14 protein-coding genes and 1 tRNA gene are annotated in these 17,740 nt (G+C 65.2%); 4 read left to right on the top strand and 11 right to left on the bottom strand.

From position 1 onward, the window contains the following. Position 1: 1 nt before the first annotated feature. Positions 2-3,580, top strand: coding sequence for a hydantoinase B/oxoprolinase family protein (locus tag ACFQ00_RS06300; RefSeq protein ID WP_381487767.1), 3,579 nt, complete (start codon positions 2-4; stop codon positions 3,578-3,580). A 121-nt stretch (positions 3,581-3,701) separates the two neighbouring features. Here ACFQ00_RS06300 and ACFQ00_RS06295 read toward each other — a convergent pair whose 3' ends face one another. Then, positions 3,702-4,472 (bottom strand): helix-turn-helix transcriptional regulator, encoded by a 771-nt coding sequence (locus ACFQ00_RS06295; RefSeq protein ID WP_381487764.1) that lies wholly within the window; start codon positions 4,470-4,472, stop codon positions 3,702-3,704. Positions 4,473-4,701: 229 nt separating this feature from the next. Here ACFQ00_RS06295 and ACFQ00_RS06290 point away from each other — a divergent pair, with 229 nt between their 5' ends. Then, the gene (locus tag ACFQ00_RS06290) at positions 4,702-5,457 is read left to right on the top strand and encodes a DUF1134 domain-containing protein (RefSeq protein WP_381487891.1); all 756 of its coding nucleotides are present in this window, start codon (positions 4,702-4,704) and stop codon (positions 5,455-5,457) included. Positions 5,458-5,469: 12 nt separating this feature from the next. Here the strand turns inward: ACFQ00_RS06290 and ACFQ00_RS06285 are convergent, their stop codons facing one another. The 7 genes from ACFQ00_RS06285 to dapA form a co-directional block, all read right to left on the bottom strand. Then, entirely contained in the window at positions 5,470-6,342 is an 873-nt protein-coding gene (locus ACFQ00_RS06285) for a MarR family transcriptional regulator (RefSeq protein ID WP_381487759.1), read from the bottom strand. Between the two features lie 166 nt (positions 6,343-6,508). Next, positions 6,509-6,585 (bottom strand) — tRNA-Pro (locus ACFQ00_RS06280). 44 nt (positions 6,586-6,629) lie between these two features. Next, entirely contained in the window at positions 6,630-8,663 is a 2,034-nt protein-coding gene (locus tag ACFQ00_RS06275) for a M13 family metallopeptidase (protein WP_381487756.1), read from the bottom strand. Between the two features lie 104 nt (positions 8,664-8,767). Beyond that, positions 8,768-9,412, bottom strand: a complete 645-nt coding sequence (locus ACFQ00_RS06270) for a sulfite oxidase-like oxidoreductase (protein ID WP_381487753.1) — start codon at positions 9,410-9,412, stop codon at positions 8,768-8,770. Next, positions 9,384-9,956 carry a DUF2062 domain-containing protein gene (locus tag ACFQ00_RS06265; RefSeq protein WP_381487751.1) on the bottom strand — a complete coding sequence of 191 codons (573 nt, stop codon included), beginning with the start codon at positions 9,954-9,956 and terminating at the stop codon, positions 9,384-9,386. Before ACFQ00_RS06265 ends, ACFQ00_RS06270 begins: the two co-directional genes overlap by 29 nt. 8 nt (positions 9,957-9,964) lie before the next feature. Continuing rightward, on the bottom strand, positions 9,965-10,450 hold the full coding sequence (smpB, locus tag ACFQ00_RS06260) for an SsrA-binding protein SmpB (protein ID WP_293778240.1): 486 nt from the start codon (positions 10,448-10,450) through the stop codon (positions 9,965-9,967). Continuing rightward, a complete protein-coding gene (dapA, locus tag ACFQ00_RS06255; RefSeq protein WP_381487748.1) occupies positions 10,450-11,331 on the bottom strand; it encodes a 4-hydroxy-tetrahydrodipicolinate synthase in 882 nt (293 codons plus the stop codon). Before dapA ends, smpB begins: the two co-directional genes overlap by 1 nt. 101 nt (positions 11,332-11,432) lie before the next feature. On the opposite strand from dapA, the gene ACFQ00_RS06250 reads away from it, so the two are divergent. Together ACFQ00_RS06250 and ACFQ00_RS06245 are read left to right on the top strand one after the other, a co-directional pair. Continuing rightward, positions 11,433-13,490 (top strand): lytic transglycosylase domain-containing protein, encoded by a 2,058-nt coding sequence (locus ACFQ00_RS06250; RefSeq protein WP_381487746.1) that lies wholly within the window; start codon positions 11,433-11,435, stop codon positions 13,488-13,490. Positions 13,491-13,506: 16 nt separating this feature from the next. Further along, positions 13,507-13,992, top strand: a complete 486-nt coding sequence (locus ACFQ00_RS06245; RefSeq protein ID WP_381487742.1) for a GreA/GreB family elongation factor — start codon at positions 13,507-13,509, stop codon at positions 13,990-13,992. A gap of 33 nt (positions 13,993-14,025) precedes the next feature. On the opposite strand, the gene ACFQ00_RS06240 is transcribed toward ACFQ00_RS06245, so the two are convergent. From ACFQ00_RS06240 to aspS, 3 genes are all read right to left on the bottom strand, one after another. Then, a complete protein-coding gene (locus tag ACFQ00_RS06240) occupies positions 14,026-15,009 on the bottom strand; it encodes a hypothetical protein (protein WP_381487739.1) in 984 nt (327 codons plus the stop codon). Positions 15,010-15,079: 70 nt separating this feature from the next. Further along, positions 15,080-15,874 (bottom strand): polyphosphate kinase 2 family protein, encoded by a 795-nt coding sequence (locus ACFQ00_RS06235; RefSeq protein ID WP_381487737.1) that lies wholly within the window; start codon positions 15,872-15,874, stop codon positions 15,080-15,082. 4 nt (positions 15,875-15,878) lie between these two features. Beyond that, on the bottom strand, positions 15,879-17,666 hold the full coding sequence (gene aspS, locus ACFQ00_RS06230; protein WP_381487735.1) for an aspartate--tRNA ligase: 1,788 nt from the start codon (positions 17,664-17,666) through the stop codon (positions 15,879-15,881). Positions 17,667-17,740 lie beyond the last annotated feature (74 nt).

The raw sequence follows: 17,740 nt of genomic DNA, 5'->3' as shown, positions 1-17,740 counted from the left end.
CATGGAGCAGCAGGGCTGGCAATTCTGGATCGATCGCGGCGGCACGTTCACCGATATCGTCGCGCTCGCGCCTGACGGCACACTGAAAACCGCCAAGCTGCTTTCGGAAAACCCGGAGCAGTACGCGGACGCCGCCATCGCGGGCATCACCCGCCTGCTCGGCCATGCGCCGGACGCGTGCGTGGCGTCGGTGAAGATGGGCACCACCGTCGCCACCAATGCGCTGCTCGAACGCAAGGGCGAGCCGACTCTCCTCGCGATCACGCGCGGCTTCGCGGATGCGCTCGCCATCGGCTATCAGGCCCGCCCGAAGCTGTTCACCCGCGCCATCACGAAGCCGTCGCCGCTCTATGCCGAGGTGCTGGAGATCGACGAGCGCGTGGGTGCGGACGGCGAAGTCGTCCACACGCTCGACGAGGCGCAGGCCGCCGCGGGTTTCGCCGCCGCCCGCGCACGCGGCATCAACGCTGTCGCCATCGTGCTGATGCACGGCTACCGCTTCCCCGACCATGAACGACGTCTGAGAAACCTCGCTGAAGCTGCTGGTTTCACGCAGATTTCCGTCAGTCACGAAATCGCCCCGCTCATCAAACTCGTCGGGCGCGGCGATACCACCGTGGCCGACGCCTACCTGTCCCCCGCGCTCCGCCGCTACGTGCGGCAGGTGACGGAAAAGCTCGATCCCGCGACACGCCTGATGTTCATGCAATCGAGCGGCGGCCTTGCGGGCGAAGGCGCGTTCACCGGCGCGAACGCCATCCTGTCCGGCCCGGCAGGCGGCATCGTCGGCATGGCGAAAACGGCCGGGGCCGCGGGCATAGCCCGCGTCGTCGGCTTCGACATGGGCGGCACCTCGACCGACGTCTCGCTCTACACCGGCAGCTTCGAGCGCACGCACGAAACCATCGTGGCGGGCACGCGCATCCGCGCGCCGATGCTCGCGATCCACACGGTCGCGGCCGGAGGCGGCTCGATCTGCCGCTTCGACGGCACGCGGCTGCGCGTCGGTCCGGAATCGGCGGGCGCCAACCCCGGCCCGATGAGCTACCGGCGCGGCGGGCCGCTCACCATCACCGATTGCAACATCTATCTCGGCCGCATCCAGCCCGCGCATTTCCCGGCGATCTTCGGCCCCGGCGGCGACGAACCGCTCGACCGCGACGCCGTCGTCCGCCACGTCGACACCCTCGCCACCGAAGTTTCCGCCGCCACCGGCCGCACGATCACCGGCGCGGCGCTTGCGGAAGGCTTCATCGCCATTGCCGTGGACGACATGGCGAAGGCCGTGCGGCAGATTTCTATCCAGCGCGGCCACAACGTCACCACCTGTACGCTTTCGAGCTTCGGCGGCGCGGGGGGCCAGCACGCCTGCAAGGTCGCCGACGCACTCGGCATCGGCGAGGTCTATGTGCACCCGCTCGCCGGGCTGCTCTCGGCGCTCGGCATGGGCCTTGCCGACCTCACCACCTTGCGCGAACGCACGCTCGGCACACCGCTGGACGAAGGCATCGCCGCCGCCGAAGCTCTCGCCGACATGCTCGAAGCCGACGCCCGCACCGCGCTCGCGGCGCAGGCGGACGACCTCGCAGGCGTTTCCGTCTCGCGCCGTGCGGAGCTTCGTTATACAGGCGCGGACAGCGGCCTCTCGCTTCCACTCGCTCCATCCAAAGCGATGCGCGCAGCCTTCGAAACGGAGCACCGCGCCCGCTTCGGCTACGTGATGCCCGGCGGCGCGCTGGTGATCGAGGCGGTGAGCGTGGAAGCGGTCGGCCATTGGCCCGCGCCGCCGATCCGCGTCGAAAGCAAAGCGCAATCCGCCTCCGCCTGCACGATGATCGTGGACGGCAAGCCCACCGAAGCCCCCGTTCTGGCGCGCGGCGCCCTCGTGCCGGGCGAGGCCATAAACGGCCCCGCCGTCATCCTCGAAGACGGCGCGACCACAGTGATCGACGCGGGTTGGCGCGGTGAGGTTTCACCCGGCGGTGACCTCATCCTCCGCCGCATCGTGCCCCTGCCCACGCAGCGCGCGCTCGGCACCGATGTCGATCCAGTGATGGTGGAGATCTTCAACAACCGCTTCATGGCCATCGCCGAGGAAATGGGCATCGCGCTCCAGACCACCGCGCACTCGGTGAACATCAAGGAGCGGCTGGATTTCTCCTGCGCGCTGTTCGATCTCGAAGGCGGCCTCATCGCCAATGCGCCGCACATGCCCGTCCACCTCGGATCGATGGGCGACAGCGTGCGCGCCGTCATCCGCGCCCATGGCGGCCGGATGCGGCCCGGAGACGCCTTCGCGCTCAACAACCCGATGAACGGCGGCACGCACCTGCCGGACGTCACCGTCGTCGCCCCCGTGTTCGCCCGCGCCGACGGCGGCGCCATCCTGTTCTACACGGCGGCGCGCGGCCATCAGGCCGACATCGGCGGCCTTACCCCCGGCTCGATGCCGCCGGATTCGAAGACGCTGGACGAGGAAGGCGTTCTCTTCGACAGCCAGTTGCTCGTCTCGGTCGGTGCGTTTTGCGAAACCGAGACGCAAAAAACACTCGCATCCGGCCCCTATCCGGCGCGAAACTCTGCCCAGAACATCGCCGATCTGAAAGCACAGGTCGCCGCCTGCACACGCGGCGGCGATGCGCTCCGCGCCATGATCGCCGAATTCGGCCTCGATACGGTCGAGGCCTACACGCGCCATGTGCAGGACAACGCCGAAGCCGCCGTGCGGCAAGCGATCGGCGCGCTGTCGGACGGCCACTTCCGCTACGAGATGGATAATGGCGCAGCGGTCGAAGTCCGCGTCACCGTCGATCACACAAGCCGCTCGGCCACGGTCGATTTCACCAACACCAGCGCCCAGCTTCCCGACAATTTCAACGCGCCGCTCTCGGTCTGTCGCGCCGCCGTGCTCTACGTGTTCCGTACGCTCGTCGACGACGAGATCCCGATGAACGAGGGCTGCCTGCGCCCCATTACGCTCATCGTCCCCGAAGGCACGATGCTCAATCCCGCGGCGGGCGCGGCGGTGGTCGCGGGCAACGTGGAAACCAGCCAGGTCATCTGCGACGCGCTCTACGGTGCGCTTGGCGTCATGGCCGCCGCGCAGGGCACGATGAACAACCTCACCTTCGGAAACGCCCGCCACCAGTATTACGAGACGATCGCGGGCGGCGCGGGCGCGGGCCCGGAGTTCGACGGCGCCGACGCAGTACAGACCCACATGACCAACAGTCGCCTCACCGACCCCGAAGTCCTCGAACTCCGCTTCCCCGTCCGCCTCGAATCCTTCCGTATCCGCACCGGCTCAGGCGGCGCGGGTCGCTACGAAGGTGGCAACGGCGTCATCCGCCGCCTCAAATTCCTCGAACCGATGACCGTGAGCCTCCTCGCCAACCGCCGCCGCGTCGCGCCCTTCGGCCTGTTGGGCGGCGCGGGCGCCAAACCCGGCGCAGGCCGCATCATTCGCGCAAACGGTGCGATCGAACCCCTCGCCGCCACGGCGCGTGCCGAGGTTCAGGTCGGCGATGCCGTGGAAATCGAAACCCCCGGCGGCGGCGGCTTTGGCCCTCTTCCCAAATAGGGAATCGTGTGAAGAAAGTGCCGATTGCTCTTTGAAGCGTATCGGCCGTCAATCGGCTCCGACGCGCACCGAATATTCCGTCTTGGCCTCTACTTCGCCTACTTCGCGGAAGTGGAAGAGGCTAGGCCGCGAGGCCGAGATACCCCAATTGCGCGGCTTTGAAGATCGTCTGGCTGCGGTTCACCGCGTCCAGCTTCTCGCCCGCGTTCTGGATGTGGAAGCGCACGGTGGCGTGGCTCCGCGCAAGGATCAGGCTGATCTCCTTGTCGGTTTTGCCCACTGCCGCCCAGCGCAGGCACTCGACCTCGCGCTTGGTGAGTTGGCAGTCCATCGGCAGCCATTTGCGCGTGCGCATCAGCTTCACATAGCCCGCGAGGAAACGGTGGACCCATACGGCCCACTCGTCGGCAAAATTCTCGTAAACCTCTGAAAGGTCGCTCTGATTCCGCGCCGATCCGATCACCGCGACGCCGATCTGGCCGAACGGCAGATGCACCGGGATCACCACGGCGGCGTGGCACATCGCCCTTTTGTCGAAGTTCGAGAGGTCGATACCATCGAGGTACGGGTTCGGCTGCTGCGTGCGGAAGCCCTCCTCGTTCGCCCAGAACGGCTCGCTTTCATACCGGCAGGCCCGAAGCAGCGGAGAACTGAGCGCGACGCGGTGCTCGCTCCACTGCCGCTCCTCGTCGCTCACGAAGCCGAAGACTTCCGAAGAGAGCGTATTCCCCTCGTCGTCCACCATGGGCCGCTTCGAGCAGATATTGTCGGTAATCGCGATCCGGAACGTGGGCGCGTTGCGCTCCACCATGTCGCGCAGCGCTTCCGAAGCGGGGCGAATGTCACTCATGGTGCGTACCGAAACGCGTGCAATATCATCCTGCAACGTCACGTTTCTCTCCCCAGTATCGCCGTCCGCTGTCGAGTCGGACGTATTTGAGGCATATTTCAACATGCCACGCACCGGGTGACAAGAGTGTGACGCATTCTAAGTATCTGCGGTTCAAGCGGGGTTCAGCCGTGCGGCTTTCAAGTAACGCCTCGGAAGGCGCCATTGATTTCGGGGACTCCCCGACGCATGGTCTGCCCGAAACCGACAATGAAGCGGGAGACACACGTTGATGTTTCGCATGGGCAGGGCCGGATTGGCAGTGTTCTCGATGATGTTCCTGGCGGCGACGGCGCACGCGCAGGATGCCAATGCCGATCTGGCACCAATTCCGGGGAGCGAAGCTGCCTATGGCACGATGTCGGCCGAAGTGCCGCCATCGACCGCACCCGTGGCCCAAGCGTCTACGGCCCCGCCGCCTCCGCCGCCCTCGGCGCAAAGTGGCGTTCCCGCAGCACCCGCCACCAATGCCGCGCCCGGCGTCGTCGGTGACGGTGACCTGCAGCCCGTGTTCAGCCAGAGCGAGGTGCTCACTGCTGCCGAGAACGTCTTCGGGCGCGGCGCGGAAGGCCTCGCGCGCATGATCGAGACGATCTTCAAGGATCTCGGCCAGCCCAACGCCTATATCGCCGGCCGCGAGGGCGGCGGCGCCATCGGCGTCGGCGTCCGCTATGGAGAGGGCAAACTCTACCACAAGGTCGAAGGCGAGCAGCCGATCTACTGGCGCGGCCCCTCCGTGGGCTTCGATGTCGGCGCCGACGGCAGCAAGACCTTCATTCTCATCTACAAGCTCTACGACACCGAAGAGCTGTTCCGCGCTTATCCCGCGGCTGAGGGCAAGGCCTACATCATTGGCGGTCTTTCCGCCCAGTATGTGCAGCGCGGCGATGTGGTGATCGTTCCGATCAAGCTCGGCGTCGGCTGGCGGCTCGGTGTCAATGCCGGCTACCTGCGCTTTTCCAAGAAGAAGAGCCTGCTGCCCTTCTAGCCTCGGCGCGCTTCAGATCGCGCCGCCGTCGACGAGCGCTATGTAGCGCTCCATCGCCTCCGCCGCTTCGTCGGAAAGGTCGATGAAGCTCCGGCGTCCGTCCCCGGGGTCGCTGCGCCGCGCCAGCATCCCGGCGTCGGTCATGCCCTTGATCCAGCGGAGCGCCGTCGTTGTCGGCACATCGGCGGCGATGCACAGGCTGGAAACGCTCACCTGCTTGCCTTCCAGCCGGGCGGCGGCAAGGTCGAGCATGATGTCCCACGCCGGATCGGCGAAGAGTTCGGCCGGAAAGAACTGCTTGCGCACCTGCCGCTTGCGGATGATCTCCCGAAGGCTCCGTGCGGTCTCGGCGGCGCTGCGGTCTGTTGCGACCGCCGGCAGCATCGGCCCCTCCTTCATGCTGGCGAGGCGTGCGAGCTGATCGGCGATGCGGCTCACTTCATCGCTCAGCATACCGATCTGCACAAAGGCATCGCGTCCCGTCTCGCGAACACCCGCTGCATAGCCCTGCCCGATGTCGATGCGTTCAAGAATGCTCAAGATGTCCTCGGCCTCCAGCGGCCATACGGCCAGTTCGACACTTTCAATATCCATAACGGATATCGCGTCGTCCAACGCATCGTCGTCCAGAATGACTATAACTGGTGCAGTTTTGGATAGAATTCCGATATCCGCCAAAGGCTGCCCCGTCCCGGCGACAAGGCCAGCTTCGGCGGCAACGATCAGCGGCTGCTTCGCCAGCGGCGCTGCGAAGAGCGCGGAGACGTCGATCCGCACGTGGCCAACGCCAGCTGCATCGAGGCTTGAACGGAGCGCTGTTTCCAGTGTTGGCGGCAGCGCCAACTGGACACGCGGTGGTCCCGCCGCGGAAAAGGTTTCGGCCATACGCTTCCCATAACACCACACGGGAAGCAGTGCTCGCCCGTCATATTTCCGAACCTGACCAGCGCCGCTGATACCAGCCGGAAGCGCACAAGGAAATCGCCAAATGCTGCCGCGAACAGCAGAGGGGGACGAGTTCGGCGGCGCAAAAAGGGGGACATTGAAGAGGTGGTCGGGGAGACAGGATTCGAACCTGCGACCCTCTGGTCCCAAACCAGATGCGCTACCAGGCTGCGCCACTCCCCGACACTGGGGCCGTCCATGACGGGACGGCTCCCACGCGTCAAGGCTTACCAGATGCGGATGCGCTGATCTTCGGGCAGGTAGAGCTTCTGGCCCGGCTTCGCACCAAAGGCCCGATACCAGGCATCAAGGTTGCGCACGGCTGTCGGACGCCAGTTTCCGGGCGTGTGGGGATCGGTTGCGAGCTGTTGCTGCAGCTGGGCGTCGCGGTACTTCTGCCGCCAGATCTGCGAGTAGCCGAGGAAGAATCGCTGGTCGCCACTGAAGCCGCCCACCACGGGCGCGGGCTTCCCGCCGAGCGACGCCTTGTAGGCGTCGTAAGCGACGGTGAGGCCGGCGATGTCGGCGATGTTCTCGCCCAGCGTCAGTTCACCGTTGATGTGTGCGCCGGGAAGCGGCTCGTAGGCACCGTACTGCGCAACGACCTGATCGGTATAGACCTTGAAGCGCTTCACGTCCTCGGGCGTCCACCAGTCGGCGAGCTTGCCGGTGGGATCGTACTTGCGGCCCTGATCGTCGAAATGGTGCGTGATCTCGTGGCCGATCACCGCGCCGATCGCGCCATAGTTGACCGCCGGGTCGGCGTTCGGATCGAAGAACGGCGGCTGCAGGATGGCGGCGGGGAACACGACCTCGTTCATTGTGGGATTCGCGTAGGCGTTCACCGTCTGCGGCGTCATGAACCACTCATCGTGATCGATGGGTTTCCCGAGCTTGGCGAGGTTGCGGTCGTATTCGAACGCAGCCGCGCGCTTCGCATTGCCGAAGGCGTCGCCGGGTTCGATTTTGAGCGCCGAATAATCGATCCACTTCACCGGATAGCCGATCTTCGGCTTGAACGCGGCAAGCTTGGCGCGGGCCTTCACCTTCGTCTCGGGGGTCATCCACGAGAGGTTTGCAATGCGCGCGTCCATCGCAGCAATAAGGTTGCGGACGAGCGCGTCCGCCTGTGCCTTCGCCTCCGGCGTGAAGTATCGGGCGACGTAGAGTTCCCCCACCGCTTCGCCGAGCGCACTGTTCACCGAATCGACGCCCCGCTTCCAACGCGGCTGGATTTCGGGGGTGCCCGACAGCGTCGTGCCCTCGAATGCAAAGTTCTCGTCGACGAAGGCCTTGGGCAGCAACGGCGCTGCGTCCTTCAGGGTCTTGAAGGCGAGCCAGTCGCGTAGCGTGGCGATGTCGGCCTCACCCATTATCTTCGCCATGCCCGCAAAGCTGCTCGGCTGGCTGACGATGAATTCGCTCTGGCTGCCGAGACCTGCCGCGGCAAAAAAGGCGTTCCAGTCGAAGCCCGGCGCCTTCGCGGCGAAATCTGCCTTATTCCATTTGTTGTAGGCCTTGTCGGAATCGCGGCTGTCGACGACGGTCCAGTGCACCTCGGCAAATTTGTGTTCGAAGTCATAAATGGCGGCGGCCTTCTTCGCCGCTTCGCCCGCCGAAATGCCGGAAAGCACGAACATCCGTGCGATGTGCGCCTTGTACTTATCGCGCGCCTCCACGTAGGCCGGATTCTCGACAAGGTAGTAGTCGCGGTCCGGCAGACCGATACCACCCTGGTAGAAGACTGGCACGTAGCGGTCGGGCGCCTTCTCATCCTGATTGATGTAGTAGAGGAATGGCGACGGGCCATAGCTGCGCAGCGCCTCGCCGAGTGCGGCCGCAAATGCGGCCTTCGAGCTGATACCGGCGACCGCATCCAGCTCGGCCTTCACAGGCGTCATCCCCTTGGCCTCGATCACCGCCTCGTCGAGGAAGCTGGCGTAGTAGTCGCCGACCTTCTGGCCGACCGAGCCCTTGCCGGCCTGGCTTGCGGCGGCGCCTTCGATGATCGTGCGCGTACGCTCCTGGCTGAGGTCGCGGAGCTTGGTGAACATGCCATAGTTCGAACGGTCAGCGGGAATCTCGAGGTTGCGCAGATACGTACCGCCCGCAAAGCCGGTGAAGTCTTCGCCGGCTGCAATGCCGCGGTCCATGCCTGCTTCGTCGAAGCCCCAGCTGCCGATTTCCGGCTTGTCAGCGGCAAGCGCCGGCGCAGCAAGGAGCGCGGCCGCAGAAGCAGCACACAGAAAAATGGTCTTCATAATGGATAGTCCCTGAAGCAGATGAGCATACCGGAAGCCTAACCGGCTCGCGCGTGCGCGCGGAGCGACCATTCGATGAACAGCCGACTCCGTTATACAAACGTTTAACTGTAGCGCTGCTCCAGCCACGGATCGCCGACATTGTGATAGCCGCGCACTTCCCAGAAGCCTGGCTTGTCTTCGGCAGTGAAGCTGATGCGCTTCAGCCACTTGGGGCTTTTCCAGAAATAGTAGCGCGGGATCACCAGCCGGGCCGGGCCGCCGTGTTCACGGCTGATCGGCGCGCCATCGTGCGTGTGCGCGACGAGGCAGTCCTCTTCGAGAAAGTGCGCGTATTCGACATTCGTCGTGTAGCCGTCGTAGCTGGTGAAGAGCACATGCTTCACCCCGCCGAGCGGCTTCACGACATCAGCGATGTGACGCGTCGAGACACCGTTCCAGCGATTGTCGTAGCGCGACCACTGCGTGACGCAGTGGATGTCGGAGACATCCTCGACCTGCGGCTGCGCGAGGAAGGCACTCCAGTCCCACGTCACGGGATTTTCGACAGCACCGTCGATCACAAGCTGCCAGTCGGCTTTCGCTACATCAGGCTGGATACCAAGATCGAGCACCGGCCAGTTTTCCACAAGCCGCTGCCCCGGCGGCAGGCGATCGATGCCATGTTCGGCGGTCTTGCCCGTCAGCAGGCGTCCGGCGCGCGCCCACGCCTTCTTGGTTTCAACCAGCTTTTCCCGGAACCCGCCCATCGCCGTCTCCCGTCCGCCGCGCATCCCGCTTCCGCCGCGCTTCCATCCGCTGATGAATCCACAGCCGCCATATACCATGAATGCCGAGGTAGCCGATCACCGCGCCCAGCGTGGCGATCGTGAACAGGCCGATCGCGGTGGGCAGCGGCGCATTGGTGAGCACCACGCTCAATTCTTCGAACCAGTGATCGGCATTCATGTTGGCGAGGCCGCCATCCTGAATCCGCAGCATCCAGCGCCCGATCTCGTAGGCCCCGAGATAGATGAAGGGCGTCGTAAGCGGGTTCGAGATGAAGGTGACAAAGGCCGCCACCGGCAGGTTCGCGCGGCACGGCACGGCGAACAGCGCCGCGGCAGGCGCCTGCGCGAAGGGAATCGAGAGCCCGAAGAACATGCCGAGCGCGACGCCGCGCGCTACCGACTTGCGGTTGAAATGCCAGATGACAGGATTGCCGATGGTATTGGCGAACGGCCGCATCCAGCGGTTTTCCAACATCGCCTCGCGCGAGGGGCGCTTTTCCTTCAGCCACTTTATGAGCCGCATCGAAAACCCTAACCGCGATCCCTGAGGATGCGCGCCTGATCGCGCTTCCAGTCCCGGTCGCGCTCTGTCGCCCGCTTGTCGTGCAGCTTCTTGCCTTTGGCGAGCGCCAGTTCGACCTTCGCACGACCCCGTTCGTTGAAATATATGGAGAGCGGCACCAATGTCATCCCTTGCCGGGCGACGGCACCGTGCAGCTTGGCGATTTCGCGGCTGTGCAGCAGCAGCTTGCGGGGCCGGCGCGGCTCGTGGTTGAAGCGGTTGCCGTGGCTGAATTCGGGGATGTTGGCGTTGATCAGCCACACTTCCTCGCCGTTCACCTCGGCATAGGACTCCGCGATCGTGCCCTCGCCGAAGCGCAGCGATTTCACCTCGGTGCCGGTCAGCGCGATACCGGCCTCGAAGACGTCTTCTATCGCATATTCGTAGCGGGCCTTGCGGTTTTCAGCGACGGTCTTGACCTTGCTGAAACTGCCTGCCCGTTGCGGGCGTACCATCAGGCGATCCCGGCATGGGCCATCGCAGCATCCACAATGCGCCGTGCGGCCTCTCCGGCCGGAACCATCGGCAGACGCAGCTCTTCATGCAGCTTGCCGAGCTTCGAAAGCGCATATTTCGCCGGGCCGGGGCTTGCGTCCGAGAAGAGGCCGGCGTGCAGCGGATAGAGCCGGTCCTGAAGCGCGAGCGCATCGTCCCAGCGCTTTTCGCGGCAGGCCGTCTGGAAATCGGCACACAGGCGCGGGGCGACGTTCGCCGTCACCGAGATGCAACCGTGCCCGCCCGAAACCATGACGCCGAGTGTCATGTCGTCGTTGCCCGAAAGCTGGATGAAGTCCGTGCCGCACGAAAGGCGCTGTTCCGAAATGCGCTGAAGCACGCCGGTCGCGTCCTTCACACCGGCGATGTTCGGGATTTCGGAAAGACGCTTCATCGTCGCAGGCGCGATGTCGACGATGCTGCGTCCGGGGATGTTGTAGAGGATGATCGGCAGGCTGGTTGCCTCTGCGACCGCCTTGAAGTGGCGGTAAAGCCCCTCCTGATTGGGCTTGTTGTAATAGGGGCTGACGACGAGCGCCGCATCCGCCCCCGCCTTCTCGGCGTGGCGGACGTGCGAAACCGCGCACGCCGTGTCGTTGGAGCCGCAGCCCGCGATCACCGGCACGCGGCCGGCGGCCGCTTTGATGCAGGCGGCGATCACGGCATTGTGCTCGTCGATCGTCATCGTGGCCGATTCGCCGGTGGTGCCGCAAGGCACGAGGCCGGTGCTGCCTTCGGCGATCTGCCAGTCCACAAACGCCTCGAAGGTGGCAAAATCCACCGACCCGTCGCGGAACGGGGTGACAAGTGCCGGAATGGAACCGTAAAATCTCGCTGTCATGCTACTCTCGCCCGTTGCCTCCTCGCGCGCCGCTGCTGCACCGTTGCACGCGTCGGCCGCAGTCGGCCTGTTTGTGGCGTCATAGGAGGCTCGGAAAGTCTGTGTCCAGTATTACCAGCGTTCTTCTGCGATTTGCCCTGCTTTCGGCAGCTGCGCTCGCCGCGCCGCCCGCCGTTGCCCAGTCCCGCGCCGACGCGGATGCGTTGAAGGCGGGTCTGGAAGCGCAGGCCCGCCGCGAGTTCCGCCCCGTCTCCGCGATGGGTGTCAGCGGCTCGCCGACCGCGCAGAAGCTGCTGGTGTGGGATCGGCTGCGACGCCCGGAATACGCGGCCACGTTCTCCGAGTTCTCCGAATTCCTGCGCGCCAACGCAGACTGGCCGGGCGCCGACGACCTGCGCCGCCGCGCCGAGGGCACGATCAGCGACACGACGCCGATGGCAGCGCGGCTCTCCTTCTTCCGCGCGTTGCCGCCGCTTTCGGGCATCGGCCGCTTCCGCCACGCCGAAGCGCTGATGGCGGCGGGCATGACCAACGCCGCCAATACGGAAGCCAAGCAGGCGTGGCGCATGGGCGGCATCGGCCCCGCGCTTGAAAACCAGTTCCTCGCGGCGTTCGGCGGCATCCTCAGCCGTGATGATCATGTGTTCCGCATGGACCGGCTGCTCTGGCTGCGCGATCTCTCCACCGCAACGCGAATGCTGACCTTCCTGTCGGGCAGCGACCGCACGCTTGCGGAAGCGCGCATTGCGCTCCAGCGGGCGGCGGCTGCGAAGGGCGCCGCCTCGGCACCTGCGGCAGTGGATGCCAACCTCGCGATCGGCAAGCTCGGCACCGGTTTCGAAAACGACCCCGGCCTCATCGCCGACCGCAGCGCCTTCCTGCGCGCCAGCGGCAACAGCCTTGCCGCGCGCCAGCTTCTTGCACGCGCCGAAATCGCACCCGGCAGCGCGGGAGACCGCAATGCCTGGATGACCGAGGTGCTGGCGGCGGCGCGCGGCGCTGTGAACGACAACCAGAACAGCCTCGCCTTCGAGATCGCCCACAATCACGGCGGCTTCGCCTTCGACCGCGCGCTGACCAGCTACAGCGGGGCAGAGCGCGACACCTTCACCAGTCTCGAATGGCTCGCGGGGTGGACGGCGCTCCACAAGCTGAACCGCGCGCGCGACGCTGTCCGCCACTTCGAGAATTTCGCTTCTGCTGCTGCGTTCGCGGGCACGCGATCGCGCGGGCACTATTGGGCAGGACGCGCCGCAGAGGCTGCCGGGCTCACCATCGACGCCAACCGCAATCTCGAAACCGCGGCACGCTTTCCCCTCACCTTCTATGGCCAGCTCGCCGCCGAACGGCTGAACCGGCCGCTCTCGATTCCCGCAACCGCTGATCCCGCCGTGCCGACACCCGAGCGTCAGGCATTCGCAGCGGACGACCGCGTCGAGGCTGCCCGCCTGCTCGGCATGGCCGGCGACCGGGCGAAGCAGACATTGTTCCTGAAAACGCTCGCAGACGGTGCGAAGACCTCAGCGCGCGAATTCCTTGTCAGCGAACTCGCGCAGCAACTCGGCCGCGCCGACTATGCGCTGATCGCGAGCCGCGGCGAAATGGTGGACGGGCCTCCCGCGATCCTGCGTTTCGCTTACCCGCAGCTACCCGTCGGCGGCGTGCTGACAAGCAATTGGACGATGATCCATGCGATCACCCGTCAGGAAAGCCGCTTCGATCCCACCGCTGTCAGCCGCGCCGGTGCGCGCGGCCTGATGCAGCTGATGCCGGGCACGGCGCGCGAAACGGCGGGCAAGATGGGCACGACCTATCGCCCCGAGGCACTGACCAGAGACCCCGACTACAACGTCCAGCTCGGATCGACCTATTACCTCAACCTCGTCGACCAGTGGGGCGGCAACCACATGCTCGCTATCGCCTCCTACAACGCCGGGGCGGGCAATGTGCGCAAGTGGATCACTGCGAACGGCGACCCCCGGCTGCCGAGCGTCGATGCCGTGCGCTGGGTGGAGGAAATCCCGTTCACCGAGACGCGCGGCTACGTGCGCGCTGTGCTGGAAAACGCCGTGGTCTACGATCGGCTCAATCCCGCGCGCGCGGGCCAGCCTTCCACCAACACGCTCTCGGCGTGGATCGGCAAGAATCGCCCCGGTTGAGACGATCGCTGGAAAAATGGCTGATATCCCCAACTACATCACGCCCGCGGGCATGAAGGCGCTCATCGAGGCGCACCGTGCGCTCTTCGAGGTCGAGCGGCCGAAGATCGTCGAAATCGTCTCGTGGGCGGCAGGCAATGGCGACCGCTCGGAAAACGGCGACTATCTCTATGGCCGCAAGCGGCTGCGCGAGATCGACCGTGAGTTGACGCGCATTTCGAAGCGGCTGAAAAATGCCCGCGTCGTCGATCCGACGAAGCAGCCCGACAAGTCGCGGGTATTCTTCGGTGCCACCGTCACCGTCGCCGACGAAGACGACCGGCAGCGCACGATCACGATCGTGGGGGAGGATGAGACGGACACGCCGCGCGGCCATATTTCATGGCGCGCGCCGCTTTCCATAGCCCTTAAAGGTGCGGCGATCGGAGACCTGAGGAGCGTCCGCCTGCCGGGTGGCGTGCAGGAGCTTGAGGTCGTCTCGATCGCCTACCCTGGAGCCTGATCGTTTCAGGCCGAGGCCTGAAACGATCGCAGCCTAATAGTTGAAGCTGTACCGGTACTCGTCCCGCAGTTCTTCAACACCGAAGCGGATCTCTCCGTCGTTCAGGTAGCCGTCGCGATTGCGGTCTGCCAACCGGGCGAACTCGCGGTTGGCGCGCCGGGCCTCGTCCTTCGAAAGCTGGCCGTTGCGGTTGCGATCGAAGTTCCACATCACCCAGTGCTTCGCCGCCGGGTCTTGCCGGAGCCACGGATCGAGCAACGCCCAGCCGCTGCCGTACTGCGAACCGTAGAAGCCGTAGCCGGGACGATACCAGGAATCGTAGTCGTAGTGACCGTAATAGCGGTTATCGAAGTAGAAGGCGCTCGAACCCCACCAGTGCGGACGATAACGGTAGCTAGGGCTGGGGCGCACGATCACGACAGGGCGCCGATTGTGGTCGCGCCAGCGATCACGATCCCTATCGCGGTTACGGTCGTTATCCCGCCAACGATCGCGATCACGGTCCCGATCTTTGTCCCGGTCGCGCCAATCGTTATCACGATCCCGATTCCGGTCGCGGTCCCAGTTTCGGTTGTCGTTTCGGTTGTCGTTCCGGTCGCGGTTTCGATCCCAGTCGCGGCGATTGCCGTCGCGGCCGTCCCGGTCGCGGTTGTTCCAGTCACGGCCCTGATTGCGGTTATTGTCGCGGTTGTTGTCACCGTAACGCTGATTGTCGCGGCCAATCACACCGTTCATGCGCTGCTGCACGGCTTCCGCCTGCCGCGGCGCTTCCACGCGCGATTGGCGGGGTTCCGGCGTCTCGATCCGGCGGATCTGACCGCGTTCTTGGCCACGTTCCGGCTGGACAACCCGCGGCGGCCTTGCCTCGGGTGCGCGCGGCGCCTCGCGATTGACCTGCATACCGCGCTCGCGCTGCGGGCGAGGCCCGTCGCGGTCGCGGTCCTGTGCCATCGCCGGGCCGGCAAGGACCGCTGCAACCAGCGTACCCGCCATCAAACTTGCCTTGTGAACACGCATTTCGAACACTCCTGACCCAATTGTCATGGAGATTGCGACTCGCTCGTTGAACCGCGGCTGAAGGTAGGCGTTAGCCGAGGTTCAGCTTCTTGCCGAACGCGGCCTTCGCCAGCTTCACGATATCGGGCGAAAGCGCAGGCGGTGAGAGGTCGAGCCCATCCGAAAGCCGGTCCGCGACGAGGTTCAGCGCCGTGATGCGCGCGGTCTTCTTATGCTCGCCGTCGATGATCGTCCACGGCGCATGGGCCGTGTGCGTGCGGGCGAACATGTCTTCCGCAGCTTCCACGTAGGCGTCGCGCTTCAACCGATTGCGGAAGTCCTCGGGCGAAACCTTCCAGCGCTTTGCTGGTGTTTCCAGCCGCTCGACCAGCCGCTCGTCCTGCTCCTTCTGGCTCACCGTGAAGAACAGTTTGATGATGACGGCGCCGTCATCGACGAGCGTCTTCTCGAAGGCGTTGATCTCATCGTAGGCACGGCGCCATTCGGCTTCGGTTGCGAAACCCTCGACGCGCTCCACGAGTACGCGCCCGTACCATGTGCGATCGAAGATGTTCACTTCGCCATGCGCCGGCAGTTTCTGCCAGAAGCGCCAGAGATAGTGGTGAGCCCGCTCCTCGGCATCGGGCGCCTTGATCGGCTGCACGTCGAAGAAGCGCGGGTCCCACGGCGCAGTGAGCCGCTGGATAAAGCCGCCCTTCCCCGCCGCGTCGAGGCCCTCGACCGCAACAATGGCGCGGCGACGTCGGCCGATACAGCTCGCCTGAACGGCCGCGAGCCGCTCCTGCACCGTCTTCAGCGCCGCCTCATAATCCCCGTTCGAGACTTTCTCGAACTTCGGCAGGCGATGCAGCGACGGCGCTTTCATCGACTTACCCGGCCTTCGGCTTCGGCAGGTCGAGCTTGATCGAAAGCTCTTTCAGCTGCCGATCGGAGACGCTGGCCGGAGCGTTCATCATCAGGTCCTCGGCCTTCTGGTTCATCGGGAACAGCACCACCTCGCGGAGGTTCGGTTCATCGGCCAGCAGCATGACGATACGGTCCACGCCCGGCGCTGATCCGCCGTGCGGCGGGGCCCCGAACTTGAAGGCATTGATCATGCCCGAGAAGTTCGTGTCGACCTGTTCCTGGCTGTAGCCGGCGATCTCGAACGCCTTGTACATGATCTCGGGCTTGTGGTTCCGGATCGCGCCCGAAGACAGCTCGATGCCGTTGCAGACGATGTCGTACTGCCACGCGAGGATATCGAGCGGATTCTTCGTCTCCAGCGCCTCAAGCTCGCCCTGCGGCATCGAGAACGGGTTGTGCGAGAAGATGACCTGCTTGGCTTCCTCGTCGTACTCGAACATCGGGAAGTCGACGATCCAGCAGAACTTGAAAGCACCCTCTTCGATAAGGCCGAGGTCTTCGCCCACTTTGGTGCGCGCCTTGCCCGCGAGCTTCGCCGCGTCGGCTTCCTTGCCCGCTGCGAAGAACACGCCGTCGTCCGGGCCGAGGCCGAGCGCCGCGATCAGCTTCGCGGTGGCGTCCTCACCGTGGTTCTTGGCGATGGGGCCGGCGGGCACGCCGTCCTTGATGTTGATGTAGCCGAGGCCTGCGAAACCTTCGCTACGCGCCCAGTCGTTCATGTCGTCGAAGAACTTGCGGCTGCGCTCGCCCGCTTTCGGCGCGGGAATCGCGCGCACCACGTTGCCGCCTTCCACCATCTTCGCGAAGATGCCGAAGCCCGAACCGCGGAAATGCTCGGTCACGTCGACGATCTCGATGGGATTGCGGAGGTCCGGCTTGTCGTTGCCGTACTTCAGCATCGACTCGCGGTAAGGAATGCGCGGGAACGAACCCGCCGGGGTCACCGACTTGCCGTTCGCGAACTCCTCGAAAACGCCCGCAAGCACCGGCTCGATCGCGTTGAACACGTCGTCCTGCGTCACGAAGCTCATCTCGAAGTCGAGCTGGTAGAACTCGCCCGGCGAGCGGTCGGCACGTGCATCCTCGTCGCGGAAGCAGGGCGCGATCTGGAAGTAACGGTCGAAGCCCGCCACCATCAGCAGCTGCTTGAACATCTGCGGCGCCTGCGGCAGCGCGTAGAACTTGCCCGGATGCATACGGCTCGGCACCAGGAAGTCGCGCGCGCCCTCGGGCGACGAGGCGGTGAGGATCGGCGTCTGGAACTCGGTGAAGCCCTGCTCGATCATGCGGCGGCGCAGCGATGCGATGACGTTCGAACGCAGCACGATATTGCGGTGCAGCCGGTCGCGGCGGAGGTCGAGATAGCGGTACTTGAGGCGGATATCCTCGGGATACTCGGTATCGCCCGCCACCGGCATCGGCAGCTCGGACGCCGCCGACTGCACGGCAACCTCGGCCGCCCACAGCTCAATCTCACCCGTCGGCAGGTTTGGGTTCACGGTCGCGTCCGAACGCGCCACGACCTTGCCGGTCACGGTGAGCACGCTCTCGGCCCGCGCGCCGTCCAGCACAGGAAACGCCGGCGAGTCTGTGTCGCACACCACCTGCGTCAGCCCGTAATGGTCGCGGAGGTCGACGAACAGCAGCCCTCCGTGGTCGCGCTTCCGGTGGACCCAGCCCGAGATGCGGGCGGTATTGCCGACATCGGCCTTGCGAAGGGCGCTGCAATGGTGCGTGCGATAGACGTGCATTCTCACTCGATTCCGGTGTTTGTGGCGGGCCAGACACATGCCTGCACCCTTGTTGTCAAGGCGCTGGCATGGAA

The sequence above is a fragment of the Sphingosinicella xenopeptidilytica genome (genome assembly GCF_042676985.1).
In the GTDB taxonomy this organism is placed as follows: Bacteria; Pseudomonadota; Alphaproteobacteria; order Sphingomonadales; family Sphingomonadaceae; genus Sphingosinicella; species Sphingosinicella xenopeptidilytica.
This window is presented reverse-complemented; position numbering and strand designations above follow the sequence as displayed.

What these genes read in the sequence shown, in the direction of transcription:
- ACFQ00_RS06270 (WP_381487753.1), bottom strand. Translation starts at nt 9,412, where the DNA reads ATGGGCGGGTTCCGGGAAAAGCTGGTTGAAACCAAGAAGGCGTGGGCG.
- ACFQ00_RS06290 (WP_381487891.1), top strand. Translation starts at nt 4,702, where the DNA reads ATGTTTCGCATGGGCAGGGCCGGATTGGCAGTGTTCTCGATGATGTTC.
- dapA (WP_381487748.1), bottom strand. Translation starts at nt 11,331, where the DNA reads ATGACAGCGAGATTTTACGGTTCCATTCCGGCACTTGTCACCCCGTTC.
- smpB (WP_293778240.1), bottom strand. Translation starts at nt 10,450, where the DNA reads ATGGTACGCCCGCAACGGGCAGGCAGTTTCAGCAAGGTCAAGACCGTC.
- ACFQ00_RS06275 (WP_381487756.1), bottom strand. Translation starts at nt 8,663, where the DNA reads ATGAAGACCATTTTTCTGTGTGCTGCTTCTGCGGCCGCGCTCCTTGCT.
- ACFQ00_RS06245 (WP_381487742.1), top strand. Translation starts at nt 13,507, where the DNA reads ATGGCTGATATCCCCAACTACATCACGCCCGCGGGCATGAAGGCGCTC.
- ACFQ00_RS06240 (WP_381487739.1), bottom strand. Translation starts at nt 15,009, where the DNA reads ATGCGTGTTCACAAGGCAAGTTTGATGGCGGGTACGCTGGTTGCAGCG.
- ACFQ00_RS06300 (WP_381487767.1), top strand. Translation starts at nt 2, where the DNA reads ATGGAGCAGCAGGGCTGGCAATTCTGGATCGATCGCGGCGGCACGTTC.
- ACFQ00_RS06265 (WP_381487751.1), bottom strand. Translation starts at nt 9,956, where the DNA reads ATGCGGCTCATAAAGTGGCTGAAGGAAAAGCGCCCCTCGCGCGAGGCG.
- ACFQ00_RS06285 (WP_381487759.1), bottom strand. Translation starts at nt 6,342, where the DNA reads ATGGCCGAAACCTTTTCCGCGGCGGGACCACCGCGTGTCCAGTTGGCG.
- aspS (WP_381487735.1), bottom strand. Translation starts at nt 17,666, where the DNA reads ATGCACGTCTATCGCACGCACCATTGCAGCGCCCTTCGCAAGGCCGAT.
- ACFQ00_RS06235 (WP_381487737.1), bottom strand. Translation starts at nt 15,874, where the DNA reads ATGAAAGCGCCGTCGCTGCATCGCCTGCCGAAGTTCGAGAAAGTCTCG.